This is a genomic window from Falsiroseomonas sp., assembly GCF_051859025.1.
Classification (GTDB): domain Bacteria; phylum Pseudomonadota; class Alphaproteobacteria; order Acetobacterales; family Acetobacteraceae; genus Falsiroseomonas.
This window is the reverse complement of record NZ_JBHYGL010000001.1, coordinates 16,063-33,168: the sequence shown is the minus strand read 5'-3', so window position 1 is coordinate 33,168 and position 17,106 is coordinate 16,063. Positions and strand designations below refer to the sequence as shown.

The following is a 17,106-nucleotide window of genomic DNA, read 5'->3' as shown; positions in this document are numbered from 1 at the left end:
ATGCCGCGGCGCGCCCCGCCGCTGAAGGGCTTCGGGGTGCGCAGCCGCGCACCCCTCGGCAAGAAATCCGCCCTCCATCGCATCGCCGCCACCGCCGAGCCCGGCGTGATGCCGACACTCGAAAAACTGCGGGAATTCATCCAGGCCGCCGGCCAGCGCGTCGGCAAGACGGAAATAGCCGCGCATTTCGGCCTGAACTCCGACCAGCGCATCGAACTGCGCGGGATGCTCCGTGAACTCACGGAAAGCGGCCACGCCACGCCCATCGGCCGCAAGGGCCTCATCGCCCATGACCGCCTGCCCGATATGGCGGTGGTGGAGATGACCGGCACGGACCCCGATGGCGACCCCATCGCCCGCCCCGTGCAGTGGGACAAGGCCAACGGCCCGGCGCCCATCATCTACATGCACCGGGAAGCCGCGGGGCAGCCCGCCCTGGCCCCCGGCCAGCGCGTGCTCGCGCGCCTGAAGTTCATCGGCATCGGCCGCTACGAAGGCCGCACCTTCAAGCGCCTGCACAGCACCGCGCCCACCCGCATCCTCGGCGTCTTCGAAGACGGTCGCATCACGCCGACGGACCGCCGCCAGAAGGCGGATTGGCGCGTGCCCGCGAATGAGGTGAATGGCGCCCGCCCCGGCGATATCGTGCTCGCGGAGCCCCTGCCCTCCGGCCACGGCCTCGGCGCCCGCCCCGCCCGCATCATCGAGCGCATCGGCAAGATGGGGGAAGCCCGCGCCGTCTCCCTCATCTGCATCCACGCCCATGGCATCCCCGATTCCTTCCCGGAGGAAGCGGAGGAGGAAGCCGAGGCCGCGAAGGGCGTCACCAAGCGGGGCCGCGAGGACCTCCGCGCCATCCCCCTCGTCACCATCGATGGCGAGGACGCCCGCGACTTCGACGACGCCGTCTGGGCGGAACCCAGCGAGGGAGGCTGGCGCTGCCTGGTCGCGATCGCCGATGTCGCGCATTACGTGAAGCCCGACAGCGCGCTGGACCGCGAAGCCTGGGCCCGCGGCAACAGCGTCTATTTCCCCGACCGCGTCGTGCCCATGCTGCCCGAGGCTCTCTCCAATGGCTGGTGCAGCCTGCGGCCGAAGGAGGATCGCGGCTGCCTCTTCGTCGAGATGAACTTCGACAAGTCAGGCACCAAGACCAGCCACCGCTTCGGCCGCGGCATCATGAAAAGCGCCGCGCGCCTGACCTATGAACAGGTCCAGGCCGCGCGCGATGCCGGCACGGTGCCGGATGGCGTCCCCGCCGACCTCATCGCCCATCTCTACGGCGCCTTCGACGCCTTGCTGGCAGACCGTGCCCGCCGCGGCACGCTGGACCTCGATCTGCCCGAACGCCGCGTGCTGCTGGACGCCAAGGGCCAGGTGGAAGCCGTGGTGCCCCGCACGCGCCTCGATTCGCACAAGCTGATCGAGGAATTCATGGTCGCCGCCAATGTCTGCGCGGCGGAGGAACTGGAACGCCTCCAGCAGCCCTGCATGTACCGCGTCCATGACCGCCCCTCCGACGAGAAGCTGGAGGGCCTGCGCCAGTTCCTGCAGTCCCTCGACCTCAACCTGCCCGCGCGGGACCGCCTGCACCCCCGCGACTTCGGCGGAATCCTCGAGCGCGTGAAGGACAGGCCGGAGGAGCGCCTGGTGAACGAAGCCGTGCTGCGCGGCCAGGCCCAGGCGGCCTATGACCCCGACAACATCGGCCATTTCGGCCTGGCGCTGTCCCGCTACGCCCATTTCACCAGCCCCATCCGCCGCTATGCGGATCTGCTGGTCCACCGCGCCCTCATCCGCGGCCTCAACCTCTCCAAGGGCGAAGGCGGCCTGACCGATGCCGAAACCGCCCGCTTTCCCGACACCGCGGAGCACATCACCAGCACCGAGCGCCGCGCCGCGGCGGCGGAGCGGGAGGCCGTGGACCGCTACCTCGCTGCCTTCATGGCAACACGCGTCGGAGAGTTGTTCGAAGCGCGGATTTCGGGGGTGACACGCTTCGGCCTGTTCGTCACCGTGGAGGAGAACGGCGCCAGCGGAATCGTACCGCTCGCGTCCTTGCCGGACGACAGATGGACGTTGGACGAGACCGGGCGCGGACTATCCGGTCGCAATACGGGTCTGACCTTTTCCCTTGGCCAGGCGGTCGAGGTGCGGCTGGCGGAGGCGACTCCGCGGACGGGTGCGATGGTTTTCGCCATCATGCAGGGCGATCCCTCCGCTGCCTCACCGCGCGGCGCGCGATCCCGCGCGGGTGGCAAGCGCTTGTCGAAATCGCCCGCGCGGCGACCGTCGGAGCGTTCCTCGCGGCGGCAATAGCCGCGCCCTCCACGGCGCAGGAGAACACCTTCCCCCGCAGCGCCGTGGAACCCGTCCTCGCCGAGAGCCACGCGTTGGTGCTGGAACGGCATCTGGACGCCGAGAACCCCGCCAACCTCGCCCTCTGGTCGCTGCGCGGCCTGACGGTGATCGACCCGCGCCTGGGTGCGGAGATCCGCCAGGACCGCCTCCGCCTGCTGGGGGAGGATCGGGTGCTGGCCAGCATCCCCATCGCGTCCCTGGTCGCCCGCGCCGGGCCAAGGCAGCTCGGCAACGCCGTCGCCCTGACGCTGACCGACCTCTACGAGGCCGCCTGGCGCGCCTCCCCGGCGATTCGCCGCGCCGGCGCCGAACGCCTCATCGCCTCGGGGTTCGAGGAACTGTTCAACCACCTCGACCCCTACAGCCGCTACGTCACCCCGACGGAGGCCCGCACCGCCCGTGAACGTCGCGTCGGCCAGTCCGGCCTCGGGCTCCGCGTCGCCGCCCGGCGCGATGCGCTGGTCATCGCGGAAGTGCTGCGGGATGGCCCCGCCGCCCAGGCCGGCATCCGCCAGGGGGATCTGCTGATCGCGGTCGAAGGCCGCACCCTCGGCCCCCGCGACCCCGGCCTGGCCGCGACGCTGCTGGAAGGGCCGGAGGGCTCCGAAGTCACCTTCACCATCAGCCGCGGCCGCATGCGGCGGGAGGTGACGCTGGTGAGGGAGGTGGTCGTGCCGGAAACCGTCACGGCGGAATACCGGGACGGCATCCTCTGGCTGCGCATCACCGGCTTCTCCGCCGTCACCGATCGCCGCGTCGCCACCCTGCTGAGCGACGGATTCGCCGTGCCCCGCCCGCCCCGCGGCGTGGTGCTGGACCTCCGCGGCAATCGCGGCGGGCTGCTCGGCCAGGCCGTCGCCGTCGCGGATGCCTTCCTGGCCGATGGCGAGGTCGTCCGTACCGAAGGCCGCCACCCCGAATCCAACCGTCGCTACCGCGCCGGCGGGCAGGATCTGGCCCAGGGCATGCCGGTGGTGGTCCTGGTCGATGGGCGCACCGCCTCAGCCGCCGAGATCGTGGCCATGGGCCTGGCGGAACGCGGCCGCGCCGCCATCGTGGGCAGCGCCACCATGGGCAAGGGGCTGATCCAGCTGGTCGCGCCACTGCCGAATGAGGGCGAGATCCTCGTCACCTGGTCCCGCGTGGTGGCGCCCAGCGGCTGGCCCATCCAGGGCATGGGCGTGCTGCCCAGCCTCTGCACCAGCCTCGGCCCGGAAGCCCTGGCCCAGGGCCTGGCCCGCCTGAACATCGGGGAAGCCCCCATGGGCCGCGCCCTGCTCCGCCAGCGCGCCGCCCGCGCCCCGGTGCTGGCCAGCGAGATGGCGGCACTCCGCGGCGCCTGCCCGCCGGCAGAAGGCCGCACCGCCGACGTGACCGCCGCCCGCGCCCTGATCGAGTCGCCCGCCGCCTACGCCACCGCCATCCGCGGACCCGACGGTTGAAGCGTTCTCTCCCCTCAATCGAGTCGTGCCGCAGGCACGCCTTCGGCGTGAGGCGCCGGCTCCGCCGGCTTGCCTACGCGACACAGGTCGCGGGCCGCATTCGCGGCCTCGGCCGACTTCGTCGACCGCATCATCGCCCCGTCCCGCTTGACCTTCCCGCCCCGCCGACTATGGTGCGCCTCCTCGACGGGTGGGCCGCAAGGCTCGCCCGCAACCTGTTTCGCGCGTTGGAACCTGAACGATGGCCAAGGCCAATACCATCCTGATCAAGCTCGTCAGCACGGCGGAGCCGTCCACGGGCTACTTCTACGTGACCAAGAAGAACACCCGGAATGCCCAGGGCAAGCTGGAACTGAAGAAGTACGACCCCGTCGCGCGCAAGCACGTCGTCTTCCGGGAAGCCAAGATCAAGTAATCCCGCGGGGCCTCGCGCCCCGCGCCGATTGACCGATCCAACGCGAACCGCGCCAGGCCCACAGGGTCTGGCGCGGTTTTGGTCGTTATGCGTGCCATAGGTGTGAATGGGGGAAGGCGCTGCCTTTCCCATGCCCCATCCGCAAGGGCCGAACCGGCCCTGGGCCGTCTTCAGAAAGTCAACGCGCCTGGCGGGCGGCGGGCGTGCCGCGATCGGCGCTCGGCGGCCAATCCTCCTCGACCGCCGGCTCGACCCGGTCCCGGCCGCTGTTCTTCGCGCGGTACAGCGCCGCATCCGCCGCGCTCACCACATCATCGGATTGCGCACCGATGCCGCCGGACGCCACGCCGATACTGGCCGTCACCGTCAGCGAATGCCCATCCGCCACCATCGGCACATTGGCGATCGCCGCCCGCAGGCGCTCCGCCACCAGCATCCCATCCTCCGTCGTCGCACCGGACATGACGATGAGGAACTGCTCCCCGCCATAGCGCGCGATCACATCGGCCGCCCGCAGATGTCCGCGGACACGCTCCGCCACCTCCCGCAGCACCACGTCGCCCGCGGCATGGCCATAGGTGTCGTTCACGGACTTGAAGCGGTCCACGTCGATCAGCAGGCACGCCGCGCCGGAATTGCGCAGCACGCCTTCCAGGTGGCGCCGGACATAGCGGCGGTTGCGCAGGCCCGTCAGCGGGTCCGTCACCGCCATCTCCAGGCTCCGGTCGAGGTCCGCCCGCAGCCTTTCCTGGTAGCGCTTGCGCCGGATCTGGTTGCGCACCCGCGCCCGCAACTCGTTCGGATCGACCGGCCGCAGCACATGGTCATTGGCGCCCAGGTCGAAGCCCCGCAGCACCAGGCCCTTCTGCCCCGTATCCGCCACCAGCAGCACCGGCAGGTCCCGCGTGGCCGCCTGCGCCCGCAGGCGCGACGCCAGGCGCAACGCATCGCCGCCATCCAGCGACAGGCTCAGCAGCACCACGTCATGCTGCCCATCCATCAGGATGTCCCAGCTTTCCGCACTGTCCGTGCAATGCGCGACATCGATGCCATCGGCGGCCAGCACGCGGGTCAGCGCATCGGCCTCGTCGAAATCCTCGTTGACGATCAGCGCGCGGGCACCGGCCACATTGGGCGATGGCCCCGGCGGCGGCTCGAACCCCAGGTCCCGCGCCGTCTCCGCCCGCAGGCGCCAGGCATCCAGCACCTGCTTCATGCGCAGCAGCGCGCGCAGTCGCGCGAACAGCGTCGCGTCATCGACGGGCTTGGACAGGAAGTCATCCGCCCCCGCCTCCAGCCCGCGTACGCGCTCCACTGGATCGGTCAGCGCGGTGATCATCACCACGGGGATATGGGCGGTGCCCGGCTGCGCCTTCAGGCGCCGGCAGACCTCATAGCCATCCATCCCCGGCATCATGACGTCGAGCAGCACGACATCCGGCATCCAGCGCTGCACCGTCGCCAGCGCCTCGGGGCCCGAGGATGCGAGCTGCACCTCGTAATACTCGTTCAGCAGCTTGGCTTCGAGCAGCCGCAGATTGGCGGCGATGTCATCGACGACGAGGACGCGCGCGGTCATCGGCCGGCCACTCCCGGCTGGCGGCGCGCAACGAATCGGCGTAGAGGAGCGCGGTTACGCCACATGCACACCGTCATAAATTTGTCAAGGACAAAATCATGGCAGACACCACCACCGGCGGCCGCGCCCATACCGAAGTCGCCAACGCCGCCCTCTTCTTCCGGCGATGGCTCGCCAATCCGCTGCAGATGGGTTCCATCATCCCCTCATCCCCCGCGCTCTGCCGGAAGATCGCGGCGCTGGTGAGGCATGCGGAGGATGAGGTCGTGGTCGAGCTCGGCGCCGGCACCGGCGTCATCAGCCGCGCGCTCCTCGCCGCGGGGGTGCCCGCGGAAAAGCTGGTGGTGGTGGAGATCGTGCCGGACATGGCCCACCATCTACGACGGGTGCTGCCCGGCGTCACGGTCATCCAGGGCGATGCCTTCGAACTTCCCGAAGCCCTGCCGGCACGGCTGCACGGCAAGGTGGGCACCGCGATCTGCGGCATCCCCCTCGTGCTGCTGCCCATCGAGCAGCAGCGCCGATTCATCGCGGCGGTCGAAGCCGTGGCCCCGGGCAAGGGCTTCCTGCTGTACACCTACTGCATCACCTCGCCGCTGCCATGGCGCGATCTTGGACTGGAGGCGAAGCGGAAGGCCTGGACCCCCCTGAACTTCCCGCCGGCCAGCGTCTGGCACTACCAGCCTGCCCGCTAGCGCGCCGTCCCGCAACGCCCGGAGGGCGGAATTAAGCGCGCCCTCCACTGCGACTTGCACTCGCATCCCCGCGGCTCAACCGCTGGCGAGGGCCACTTCCGTCCCATCCGCCCGCATCATCCGCGCCACCAGCCGGGGATGCGGGCTGCGCCGGACCTTCAGCGCCTCCTCCAGCCCGCGCGCCGCCAGCGCCTGGCGAAGCGCGTCCACGTCATGGTGCTCGGCCTCCAGCGCCACCAGGCGGCAGCCCGAATCCGCAAGCCGCGGCGCCGCCCCCTGCCCGTCATCCCATTGGATGAGGGAGGGGATGAGGTTCCGCATGTCCTGCCGTTGCGGCGGCATGGCCATGCGCCAGGACAGCGTCCCCCGCTTCCAGGCCCGCACCTCCCCCGCCACCGCCGGACCCAGCCGCGCCGCCACCGCTTCCAGCGCCGGCGTGCGCGCCACCCAGCCGATCAGATGCGGCCCCGCTTCCAGCATCAGTTTCACGGAAGGATCATCCAGGTCGAAGGGCCGCCCCTGCGGCGGTGTCGGCTGGTCGGGATCGGCCGCGATCACCTCCAGGTAGCAATCGGGGCCGAGGCCCATGACCAGGTTGTGCGTGCCGATGCCGTCATGGCGCCCGCCGGGCTGCGGCCGGGCGCCGAGATGCGCCTCCACATAGGCGGCGCCTTCGTCGAGCGTCCGTGCGCCGATGACGATGTGATCGATCTCCGCCATGGTCAGCGTGCCTTGAACTGGGTGTTGCCGAACAGCACTTCGCGCTCCTTGTCACTCATCGCGCCGACCCGCTGGTTCGCCGCCAGCACCTCAACGCCGCGCATCACCGCGGGTCGCATCGCAATCGCATCGTGCCAGCGTTTCACCGAGGGGAAATCCGCCAGGTCGATGGCCCGCCGCGCGGGGTTGCGGATCCAGGGGAAGGTCGCGATGTCCGCGATGGAGTAGTCGGCACCGGCCAGGTACTCGGCTTCCGACAGCCGCTTTTCCAGCACCCGGTGCAGGCGAGTGACCTCCTTCGCGTAGCGGTCCTTCGCATAGGGGATCTGTTCCGGCGCATAGGCGTGGAAATGCCCGTACTGCCCGAACATCGGGCCGACGCCGCCCATCTGGAACATCAGCCATTGCAGGCAGGCGTAGCGCCCGGCGGGATCGGCCGGCACCAGCCGCCCCGTCTTCTCCGCCAGGTACATCAGGATCGCGCCCGATTCGAACAGCGCGATCCGCTGCCCGCCCGGCCCATCGGGATCGACGATGGCGGGGATGCGGTGGTTGGGCGTGATGGCGAGGAATTCGGGCGCGAACTGCTCCCCCGTCCCGATATTCACCGGCACCACCGTGTAGGGCAGGCCCAGCTCCTCCAGCGCGATATGCACCTTGTGGCCATTCGGCGTCGGCCAGGTCCAGACCTCGATCGGCTTGGGGGCTGCCATGGGGGGGTCTCCTGTCGGTTCTTGTCGCGGACGTTGATCCCGCCCCGCCGGGGTTGCAAGACCGGGCCGTGATGCCTCCCACGCGGGCAGGGCCGCGCATCGACCACGCGGCAACCCCGCTTCCCGCCGGCGATGCTGCGCTGCGGCGGGCTTGGCGCTATAAGCCCGGCATCGAAAACCGAGGCCCCCTTGCCCGATCATGACCTGCCCCCGGCCATCCGCGCCCTCGATGACCGGGCCTGGCTCGACCTGCTGCTGAAAAGCCTGGTGTCGCGCGATGTCGCCGGCGCCACCTTCCCCGCCTTCCCGGATGCCGAGACGCAGCGCCGCTTCGTCGGCGCCGATGGCCCTTCGACGCTGCATGAGGCCTTCAGCTTCTATACCCTGCTGAAGGACCGCGCGGCGGCGCTGGGACAGCCCCTGTCCGATGGCCGCGCCTTCCTCGATTTCGGCTGCGGCTGGGGGCGCTTCCTGCGCTTCTTCTGGAAGGATGTGGGGGCGGAGGCGCTGCATGGCTGCGATGTCTGGCCCCAGGCGATCGATCTGTGCCGGGACCTCGGCGTGCCGGGCAACCTCGACCGGCTCTATCACTGGGGGCGCCTGCCCTATGCGGATGCGTCGATGGACATCGTCATGTCCTATTCCGTCTTCACGCATCTGCCGGAAGCGCCGCATCGCCACTGGGTGGCGGAGATCGCGCGCGTGCTGCGCCCCGGCGGCATCTTCGCCCTGACGCTGGAACCGCGCCGCTTCCTGGATTTCGTGGAGGCCCTGCCAGAGGGCGCGACGGGGTGGGAGGGCGACCTGCGCCGCCACGCCGCGCGCATCCCCGCGCTGCGCGGCCAGTTCGACGCGGGCGACATCGCCTTCCTGCCGAGCGGTGCGGAGGGCGACTTCGCCAGCGCCCTCTATGGCGATGCCGCCGTGCCGCTGGCCTTCATCGAACGCCACTGGTCCGACTGGTTCACCATCCGCGACTACGTGGATGATCCCGGCCGCTTCTTCCAGGCCGTCCTGGTCGTGCAGCGGAAGTAGCTGGCCTTGCTGCCTCCCCCGCGATTGCGGGGGAGGGTCGGCGCAGCCTTGGCCGCTAAGCCAACGGCGTCAGGCATTCCCGCCGAGATACTCCATCGCCACCTGCACGCCGCCCGCCTTGTGCGGGATGCCGGCCGCGCGCAGCCCCATCTCCACGCCACCCAGCGCGCCGACCAGCTGCAATTCGCTGATGTCGCCGAGATGCCCGATGCGGAACACCCGGTCATTCAACTGGCCGAGCCCATTGCCCAGCGACATGTTGAACTTCTGCAGGATCGTCGCGCGCAGGTCGTTCGCGCTGTGCCCTTCCGGCAGGCGCACGGCCGTCAGGACGCTCGAGAAATGCCGGGGCTCCTGGCACTGCGTCTCGAACCCCCAATGCCGCACCGCGCGGCGCGTCGCTTCCGCGACCTTGTCGTGGCGGGCGAAGACATTCTCCAGCCCTTCCTCCAGCAGCATGTCGAGCGCGGTGTCGAGCGCGTAGAGCATGTTGGTGGCAGGCGTGTAGGGGAAGTAGCCCGTGGCGTTCGCCGCCAGCATCGGCTTCCAGTCCCAGAAGCTGCGCGTCAGCTTCGCCGTCTCGCTGGCCTTGATCGCCTTGGCGCTGATCGCGTTGAAGGACAGGCCCGGCGGCAGCATGAGGCCCTTCTGCGAGCCCGAGACGGTGACATCCACGCCCCACTCGTCGTGCCGGTAGTCCATCGAGCCCAGCGAGCTGATGGTATCCACCAGCAGCAGCGCCGGATGCCCAGCCGCGTCGATGGCCTTGCGGACCTCATCGATGCGGGATGTGCAGCCCGTGCTGGTTTCGTTGTGCACCACGCAGACGGCCTTGATGGCGTGGCCCTTGTCCGCCGCCAGGCGCTCCGCGATCTGCTCCACATCGGCGCCGCGGCGCCAATCCGTCTTGATGAAGTCGGCCTGGATCGAAAGCCGCTCCGCCATCTCGTTCCAGAGATGCGCGAACCACCCCGTCTCGCACATCAGCACACGGTCGCCGGGGGACAGTGTGTTGACCAGCGCCGCTTCCCAGGCGCCGGTGCCCGATGCCGGGTAGATCACGACCGGCCCCTCGGTCTTGAACACCTTCCGCACCTTGGCGAGCAGCTGCTTGCCCATGGCACCGAAATCCGGCCCGCGATGGTCCATCGTCGGGTTGTCCATCGCGCGCAGCACGCGGTCCGGCACGTTGGAGGGCCCGGGGATGTGCAGGAAATGCCGGCGCGCATCGGGCTTGGACTGGAAATAGGCCATGGGACGATCCCTTCTCTGTGGGGCCTACCTACCGCCCTTCCATGCCGCCCGCCAATGAGTAACCCTTGTCAGATTGATGAGCATTATAGATCGGATTTCCAGGCAGGCCCGCGCTACATCCTGCCGGAGATAAGGGACCGTCACCGCATGAACGCCATCGCCGGCCAGCACAGGCTCACCGACAGCCAATTCGGGCAGCGCCTGCGCCGCCATGTGGAGGGCGAGGTCCTGTTCAGCGCAGGCGATCGCGGCCGCTACGCCACCGATGCCTCCATCTACCAGATGCAGCCCGTGGGCGTGCTGGTGCCGCGCAGCATCGATGATGTCGCCGCCGCCATGGCCGTCTGCCGTGAGGAAGGCGTGGCCGTGCTGCCCCGCGGCGGCGGCACCAGCCAATGCGGCCAGACCGTCAACCACGCCCTCGTCATCGACTGCACGAAGCATCTGCGCAACGTGTTGTCGGTGGAGGGCGATACCGCCCGCGTGCAGCCCGGCATCACGCTGGGCGCGCTGAACGATGCGCTGAAAAGCTCGGGGCAATTCTACCCGGTCGATCCCTCCACCTGGGCGCGCTGCACCATCGGCGGCATGGCCGGCAACAATTCCTGCGGATCGAAATCCATCCGCTACGGGCTGATGGCCGACAATGTCCGCGCCATCGACGCGATCCTCGCCGACGGCACGCGCTTCAATTTCGGCGAGATCCCCGACAATCTCGGCCCGGATGTGCCGGGCAGCGTCGGCGACCTCATCGCGAAGCTCCGCGCGATCGGGATGCGGGAGGCCGAGGAGATCGCCGCCCGCTTCCCCGAACAGCTCCGCCGCGTCGGCGGCTACAACCTCGATGCCCTGACGCCCGATGCCCGCGCGAATGGCCGCGGGTCGCTGGCCCGCCTGCTGGTGGGCAGCGAGGGCACGCTCGCCTTCTCCGCATCGCTCGATCTGCGCCTCTGGCCCATCAAGCCGCGCAAGGTCCTGGGCATCTGCCAGTTCCCGTCCTTCCGCCGCGCCATGGAGGCATCGCGCCACCTGGTCACGCTGGACCCGGAGGCGGTGGAGCTGGTCGATCGCACCATGATCGACCTCGGCCGCTCCATCCCGATCTATCGCGACACCATCGACCAGATCCTGATCGGCGAACCCGACAGCCTGCTGATCGTCGAGTTCCACGGCCATGACGATGCGACGCTGCTGCAAGGGCTCGACCGGCTGGAGGAGATGATGGGCGACCTCGGCCTGCCCGGCCAGGTGGTCCGCATCACCGATGCCGGCTTCCAGGCCCGCGTCGCCGAAGTCCGTGAAGCCGGCCTCAACATCATGATGTCGATGAAGGGCGACGGGAAGCCGGTCTCCTTCATCGAGGATTGCGCCGTCGGCCTCGACGACCTCGCCGACTACACCGAACGCCTCAACGACGTTTTTGCGCGATATGGCACCAAGGGAACCTGGTACGCGCACGCCTCCGTGGGCTGCCTGCATGTCCGCCCCGTCCTCAACATGAAGTCGGGCGAGGACGTGACGAAGATGCGCGCGATCGCGGAGGAATGCTTCGCGCTGGTCCGCGAATACAAGGGCTCTCACTCCGGCGAGCACGGCGACGGCATCGTCCGTTCCGAATTCAACGAACCCATGTTCGGCCCCCGCATCGCGCGTGCCTTCGAAGCGGTGAAGGACGCCTTCGACCCCGCCACCGCCGAACTCCCGCACGGCCTGCTGAACCCGAACCGCATCGTCCACCCGCCGCGCATGGATGACCGCACCCTGCTGCGGTACCACGAGGACTACACGCCCGCCGCCATCACCCCCGCCATGGACTGGTCCGCCTGGGCGGCCCGCCCAGGGGACATAACAGGCGGCCTGCTGGGTGCGGTAGAGATGTGCAACAACAACGGCACCTGCCGGAAATTCGATGCCGGCGCCATGTGCCCCTCCTACCGCGCCACGCGCGACGAAAAGCACCTGACGCGCGGCCGCGCCAACACGCTGCGCCTGGCGCTGACCGGCCAGCTTCCCGGCGGCCTCGCCTCCGATGACGTCGCCGACGCCATGGAACTCTGCGTGGGCTGCAAGGCTTGCCGCCGCGAATGCCCGACCGGCGTGGACATGGCGAAGATGAAGATCGAGGCCACCGCCGCCCGCAACGCCGTCCACGGCCCGCGGATGCTCGATCGCCTCATCGGCCCCATGCCGCGCTGGGCGCCCTTCGCCGCGATGGTGCCCTGGCTTGCCAATGCGCGGGACCTGGTCCCCGGCGGCAAGCGGCTGTCGGAGGCGCTGCTCGGCCTCGCCGCCGGCCGATCCCTGCCCCGCTTCCGGCTCGACGCCTTCCATGACTGGGAATGCCGCGCGCCGGATGGCCGCGAAGGCGAGGTCATCCTCCTCCCCGACCTCTTCAACCGCTATTTCGAACCGGAGAACATCCGCGCCGCGCTGCGCGTGCTGCGCGCCGCCGGCGCCGACCCCGCCGTGGCCCGCCCGCCGCGCCGCACCCGTCCCCTCGATGATGGCCGCACCTATCTGGCGGCGGGAATGGTCGCGCAGGCCCGCGCCGAGGCCGCCCGCACGATCGAAGCCTTGGCGCCCTTCGACAGCCCCGTCCTCGGCCTCGAACCTTCCTGCCTCATGACCTTGCGTGACGAATTCCTGGCCCTGCTCCCCGGCAAGGCCAGCGAGAAACTCGCCTCACGCGCCATGCTGATCTCCGAATGGCTGGCGGCGACCAAGCCGACGCTCCGCCTCAAGCCCATCGGGGCGGAGGCCCATATCCACGGCCATTGCCACCAGAAGGCCTTCAACGCCTTCACCCCGGCGGTCGCCATGCTCGCCGCCATCCCCGGCCTGAAGGTGACGCCGATCACGTCTTCCTGCTGCGGCATGGCCGGCGCCTTCGGTTATGAGGCCGCGAAGCTCCCCGCCTCCAGGGCCATGGCCGAACTCTCCCTGCTGCCCCACATCCGCAAGACCGCTTCCAGCGCCTTCATCGTCGCGGACGGCACCTCCTGCCGCCACCAGATCGGCGACCTCGCGCAGCGCAACGCGGTCCACTCCATCCGCCTGCTCGACAAGGCCCTGGCATGAACGCCGATATCCAGCGCCTGCTGGCCTTCTGGTTCAGCGAGGGCCCGACCACCTGGCGCCAGGCCTGGTTCGTGAAGGACGAGGCCTTCGACACGACCTGCCGCGACGGCTTCGGCGCACTCGTCGCCCCCGCCCGCGACGGCGCGCTGGACGACTGGGCGGAGACGCCGGAAGGCGCGCTGGCCCTCCTCCTCCTGCTCGACCAGTTCCCCCGCAACCTGTTCCGTGGCAGCGCGGAGGCCTTCGCCTCCGACCCCCACGCCCGCGCCATCGCCCGCCGGGCCGTGCTGAGCAACCGCCAGGACCTGGCGCTGACGCCCCTGCAACGGGTTTTCCTCTACCTGCCCTTCGAACACGGGGAGGCCCTGGCCGACCAGGACCTCTCCGTCGCGCTGTTCGAGGGCCTGCGCGACACGCCCGCGCTCGCCTTGCCCGGCAGCGTCATCGCCTATGCCTGGGCCCACCGCGCCGTCATCCAGCGCTTCGGCCGCTTCCCCCACCGCAACGCGGCGCTCGGCCGGGCGAACACGCCGGAGGAAACCGCCTGGCTCGCCGCCGGCGGGGGATTCTGAGGCGCCTCACCGCGCGCGCAGCGCCGCCAGCAGGGCGATCGCCAGCGCGCAGGCCAGCGAGAGCACCACCATCTCCCCGCCATCCTCCACCAGGCCGAACAGCCGGTCGAAGGCCCGCCGCTGCCCCGCCACCGCGGCATGCACCAAATCCACCACCACCGCGAAGCCGCCCAGCGCCAGCAGCAGGCCGACAAAGGGCAGGCCCATGCGCCGGTGCGGCGGCGCGCTGCGTGTGAAGCCCAGCGTCAGCGCCGCCAGCATCAGCAGCCCCGCCGCCAGGAAGAAGGTGATCTCCCCGCCCGCCTGCGCCGCCCCTCGGCCCAGCGGCAGCAGTTGCGCGACCGCGGCGCCCCAACGCTCATGCAGCGCCAGGGCATTGTCGGCCAGCGCCAGCGCGAAGGCGGCCGCGAGCGCCGCATAGACGGGCTGGGATTCCCGCCACGCGACGATCACCAGCGCCAGCACGCAAACGCCGGCCTTCGCGCCTTCATAGATCTCGGAGGGCCCGCCCTCCGCCTCGATGCTGAACCGCGCCGCGCCCGGCGCGACCAGCCCCCGCCATTCCGCGATCACCTGGCCCGCATGGGCCGCCAGGAAGCCCGCATCCACCAGCAGCAGCAGCGCCAGCACGCCCAGCAGCAGCCGGGACCGGATCAGCGCGCGCAGGGGCAACTCGGCCAGGGGAGCCCCGGACAAGGCAATGGTCATCGTTCTGTCTCTCCGTTGCCCCCGCAACGCAACACGAGAGAAATAGTATACGTTTGTCGCGACCTCTTGCGTCAGCCCCCCGCGATCGCCGCCGCGACGGCCGGACCCAGCCCCTGGAACTCCGCCGCCCGCGGGCTTCGGGGCCGCCAGGCCAGGGCCAGCACCCGCCCCGGCGCCGCCCCTTCAAGCCGCCGCACCTCCACCGGCGCGCCCGCCAGCACCCCGCCATCCAGCGCGAGTTGCGGCAGCAGGGTCACGCCAAGGCCCCCGGCCACCATCTGCACCAGCGTGTGCAGGCTGGTCGCGGCGAAGCCTTCCTCCCCGGCCGGCAGGATGCCGCGCGGCAGGCCGCAGGCGGCGGCCGCGTGGTCCCGCAGGCAATGCCCATCCTCCAGCAGCAGCACCCGTTCCCCCGCCAGCGCCTCCACCGGCACCACCTCCCGCGCCGCCAGGCGGTGGCCGGCGGGCAGCGCGACGCTGAAGGCATCCTCCCCCAGCGGCAGCGTCTCCATCTGCCCCGCCGCCGCGCCCGCCACCGCCACCGGCAAGGCCAGCAGCAGCAGGTCCAGCCGCCCGGTCTCCAGCCCCTGCACCAGGCGCTCCGTCAGATCCTCCCGCAGCCACAGCCTGAGGCGCGGATAGGCCCGCCGCAGCGCCGGCATCAGGCGGGGCAGCAGGAAGGGGCCGATGGTCGGGATCACGCCCAGCCGCAGCGGCCCCGTCAGCGGGTCCCGCGCCGTGGCCGCGGTTTCCGCCACCGCCTCCAGCGCCGCCAGCGCCACCCGCGCCCGCGCCACCACCTCCCGCCCCAGCGGCGTGAAGACCGGGCGCTTGGAGGCGGAGGCCCGTTCCAGCAATTGCGCCGCCATCTGCCGTTCCAGCGCGATCAGCCCCGCCGAGAGCGTGGATTGCGTCACGGCGCAGGCCGTCGCGGCCCGCCCGAAATGCCCGTGATCCGCCAGGGCGATGAGGTAGCGAAGCTGCTGGGGGCTGGGCAGGATCATCGAGCCATCCGATCAACGCGATCCCGTCTTCTGGGCCGGATGATCGGCCCGGTCGATGGAAATCCGGAAAACAATTCATTGGAAGCGACTGAGCAGGTGCAGCATATCGCAGTGCAGCAATGCCCCGCGACCGGTCCCGCGAAACATTCCGCGACCGGCCGCGCCGCCTTGCGCAACCGCAGACAGGAGCTCCCCCTCATGCTGACCGTTGGCGACAAGTTCCCCGCCTTCAAGCTCACCGCCGTCAAGGCGGGCAAGGAAGGCCTGGGCGGCCCCGGCAAGTCCTTCACCGAAATCACCGAGAGCACCGATGCCGGCCAGTGGAAGATCGTCTTCTTCTGGCCGAAGGACTTCACCTTCATCTGCCCGACCGAGATCGCGGCCTTCGGCAAGCTCGCCGGCGAATTCGCCGACCGCGACGCGGTGCTCTACGGCGTGTCCACGGACAGCGAGTTCGTCCACCTGAACTGGCGCGTCTACAACGAGGACCTGAAGAACCTCGAGATCCCGATGCTCGCCGATGTGAAGCGGGAGCTCTCCACCGCGCTCGGCATCCTCGACAAGGAAGCCGGCGTGCCGCTGCGCGCGACCTTCATCGTCGATCCGAACGGCACCATCCAGTGGGCCTCCGTCAACGGCCTGAATGTCGGCCGCAACCCGCAGGAAGTGCTCCGCGTGCTCGACGCGCTGCAGACCGACGAACTCTGCCCCTGCAACTGGACGAAGGGCGAGGAAGCCCTGAAGCCGCAGCAGCTGTTCGAGAAGGCTGCCTGAAGCTTTGCCTTCGCGCGGCGCGGTAGCCGCGACTCCAACCCTACCGCGCCGCGCGAACGGGGGGCATCCAGCCCCCCGTAGACCCCCCGCTCCCGCGCTGACGGCGCGGGAGGGGCGCGCTCTTTCCCCAGCCAGAGGTCCCTCCCCATGTCCCTCGAAGCCATCCGCAACCGCCTGCCCGACTACGCCAAGGACCTGAAGCTCAACATCGGTTCGCTGGCGACGGAGCCCGCGCTGACGCAGCAGCAGCGCGCCGGCACCTTCGTCGCCGCCGCCATCGCCAGCCGCAACGCGGAACTGACCGCGGCCCTGGTCGCGGAATTCGGCGCGCAGCTTTCCGCCGAGGCCCTGACCGCCGCCAAGGCGGCGGCCGCCATCATGGGCATGAACAACGTCTACTACCGCTTCACCCATCTGGTGGGCGGGGACTACCCCAACATGCCCGCCAGGCTGCGCATGAACATCATGGCCAAGCCCGGCGTGGACAAGGTGGATTTCGAACTCTGGTCGCTGGCCGTCTCCGCCATCAATGGCTGCGGCATGTGCATGGAAAGCCATGAGAAGGTCGTCCTGCATGGCGGGCTGAGCAAGGAACAGGTCCAGGCTTCCGTGCGCATCGCCGCCGTCGTCCATGCGGTGGCCGGCGTGCTGGATGCGGAAGACGCGCTGGCCAGCACGCTGCGCGCCGCCGCCTGACCGCGAAGCCCTCTCCCCCCCTGGGGAGAGGGCCGATCGCCCCCCGGCCCGACACGCTTC

At 70.1% G+C, this 17,106-nt stretch carries 15 protein-coding genes; 9 read left to right on the top strand and 6 right to left on the bottom strand.

Annotation, left to right across the window (positions count from 1 at the left end; translation table 11 throughout):
• The 3 genes from rnr (at position 1) to rpmG (ending at position 4,218) form a co-directional block, all read left to right on the top strand.
• A complete protein-coding gene (rnr, locus tag ACTIE5_RS00170) occupies positions 1 to 2,319 on the top strand; it encodes a ribonuclease R (protein ID WP_439547667.1) in 2,319 nt (772 codons plus the stop codon).
• A gap of 44 nt (positions 2,320 to 2,363) precedes the next feature.
• Positions 2,364 to 3,803, top strand: a complete 1,440-nt coding sequence (locus ACTIE5_RS00165) for a S41 family peptidase (protein ID WP_439547666.1) — start codon at positions 2,364 to 2,366, stop codon at positions 3,801 to 3,803.
• Positions 3,804 to 4,044: 241 nt separating this feature from the next.
• Positions 4,045 to 4,218, top strand: a complete 174-nt coding sequence (gene rpmG / locus ACTIE5_RS00160; protein WP_092958002.1) for a 50S ribosomal protein L33 — start codon at positions 4,045 to 4,047, stop codon at positions 4,216 to 4,218.
• A gap of 178 nt (positions 4,219 to 4,396) precedes the next feature.
• Here the strand turns inward: rpmG and ACTIE5_RS00155 are convergent, their stop codons facing one another.
• Entirely contained in the window at positions 4,397 to 5,797 is a 1,401-nt protein-coding gene (locus tag ACTIE5_RS00155) for a PleD family two-component system response regulator (RefSeq protein WP_439547665.1), read from the bottom strand.
• Between the two features lie 98 nt (positions 5,798 to 5,895).
• On the opposite strand from ACTIE5_RS00155, the gene ACTIE5_RS00150 reads away from it, so the two are divergent.
• On the top strand, positions 5,896 to 6,492 hold the full coding sequence (locus ACTIE5_RS00150; protein WP_439547664.1) for a class I SAM-dependent methyltransferase: 597 nt from the start codon (positions 5,896 to 5,898) through the stop codon (positions 6,490 to 6,492).
• 75 nt (positions 6,493 to 6,567) lie between these two features.
• Here ACTIE5_RS00150 and ACTIE5_RS00145 read toward each other — a convergent pair whose 3' ends face one another.
• Together ACTIE5_RS00145 and ACTIE5_RS00140 are read right to left on the bottom strand one after the other, a co-directional pair.
• Positions 6,568 to 7,212, bottom strand: coding sequence for a VOC family protein (locus tag ACTIE5_RS00145; RefSeq protein ID WP_439547663.1), 645 nt, complete (start codon positions 7,210 to 7,212; stop codon positions 6,568 to 6,570).
• Between the two features lie 2 nt (positions 7,213 to 7,214).
• Positions 7,215 to 7,925, bottom strand: a complete 711-nt coding sequence (locus tag ACTIE5_RS00140; protein WP_439547662.1) for a glutathione S-transferase N-terminal domain-containing protein — start codon at positions 7,923 to 7,925, stop codon at positions 7,215 to 7,217.
• 189 nt (positions 7,926 to 8,114) lie between these two features.
• On the opposite strand from ACTIE5_RS00140, the gene ACTIE5_RS00135 reads away from it, so the two are divergent.
• On the top strand, positions 8,115 to 8,960 hold the full coding sequence (locus ACTIE5_RS00135) for a class I SAM-dependent methyltransferase (protein ID WP_439547661.1): 846 nt from the start codon (positions 8,115 to 8,117) through the stop codon (positions 8,958 to 8,960).
• A gap of 69 nt (positions 8,961 to 9,029) precedes the next feature.
• On the opposite strand, the gene ACTIE5_RS00130 is transcribed toward ACTIE5_RS00135, so the two are convergent.
• On the bottom strand, positions 9,030 to 10,214 hold the full coding sequence (locus tag ACTIE5_RS00130; protein ID WP_439547660.1) for a pyridoxal-phosphate-dependent aminotransferase family protein: 1,185 nt from the start codon (positions 10,212 to 10,214) through the stop codon (positions 9,030 to 9,032).
• 147 nt (positions 10,215 to 10,361) lie between these two features.
• On the opposite strand from ACTIE5_RS00130, the gene ACTIE5_RS00125 reads away from it, so the two are divergent.
• Both ACTIE5_RS00125 and ACTIE5_RS00120 read left to right on the top strand, forming a co-directional pair.
• Positions 10,362 to 13,292 carry an FAD-binding and (Fe-S)-binding domain-containing protein gene (locus ACTIE5_RS00125; RefSeq protein ID WP_439547659.1) on the top strand — a complete coding sequence of 977 codons (2,931 nt, stop codon included), beginning with the start codon at positions 10,362 to 10,364 and terminating at the stop codon, positions 13,290 to 13,292.
• A complete protein-coding gene (locus ACTIE5_RS00120) occupies positions 13,289 to 13,864 on the top strand; it encodes a DUF924 family protein (RefSeq protein ID WP_439547658.1) in 576 nt (191 codons plus the stop codon). The genes ACTIE5_RS00125 and ACTIE5_RS00120 overlap by 4 nt, the downstream gene beginning before the upstream one ends.
• A 6-nt stretch (positions 13,865 to 13,870) precedes the next feature.
• Here ACTIE5_RS00120 and ACTIE5_RS00115 read toward each other — a convergent pair whose 3' ends face one another.
• Both ACTIE5_RS00115 and ACTIE5_RS00110 read right to left on the bottom strand, forming a co-directional pair.
• On the bottom strand, positions 13,871 to 14,572 hold the full coding sequence (locus ACTIE5_RS00115) for a hypothetical protein (protein WP_439547657.1): 702 nt from the start codon (positions 14,570 to 14,572) through the stop codon (positions 13,871 to 13,873).
• Positions 14,573 to 14,643: 71 nt separating this feature from the next.
• Entirely contained in the window at positions 14,644 to 15,576 is a 933-nt protein-coding gene (locus ACTIE5_RS00110; protein WP_439547656.1) for a hydrogen peroxide-inducible genes activator, read from the bottom strand.
• A gap of 198 nt (positions 15,577 to 15,774) precedes the next feature.
• Between ACTIE5_RS00110 and ACTIE5_RS00105 the strand changes: the two genes are divergently transcribed.
• Both ACTIE5_RS00105 and ACTIE5_RS00100 read left to right on the top strand, forming a co-directional pair.
• Positions 15,775 to 16,350, top strand: a complete 576-nt coding sequence (locus ACTIE5_RS00105) for a peroxiredoxin (RefSeq protein WP_439547655.1) — start codon at positions 15,775 to 15,777, stop codon at positions 16,348 to 16,350.
• Between the two features lie 147 nt (positions 16,351 to 16,497).
• A complete protein-coding gene (locus tag ACTIE5_RS00100; RefSeq protein WP_439547654.1) occupies positions 16,498 to 17,046 on the top strand; it encodes a carboxymuconolactone decarboxylase family protein in 549 nt (182 codons plus the stop codon).
• Positions 17,047 to 17,106 lie beyond the last annotated feature (60 nt).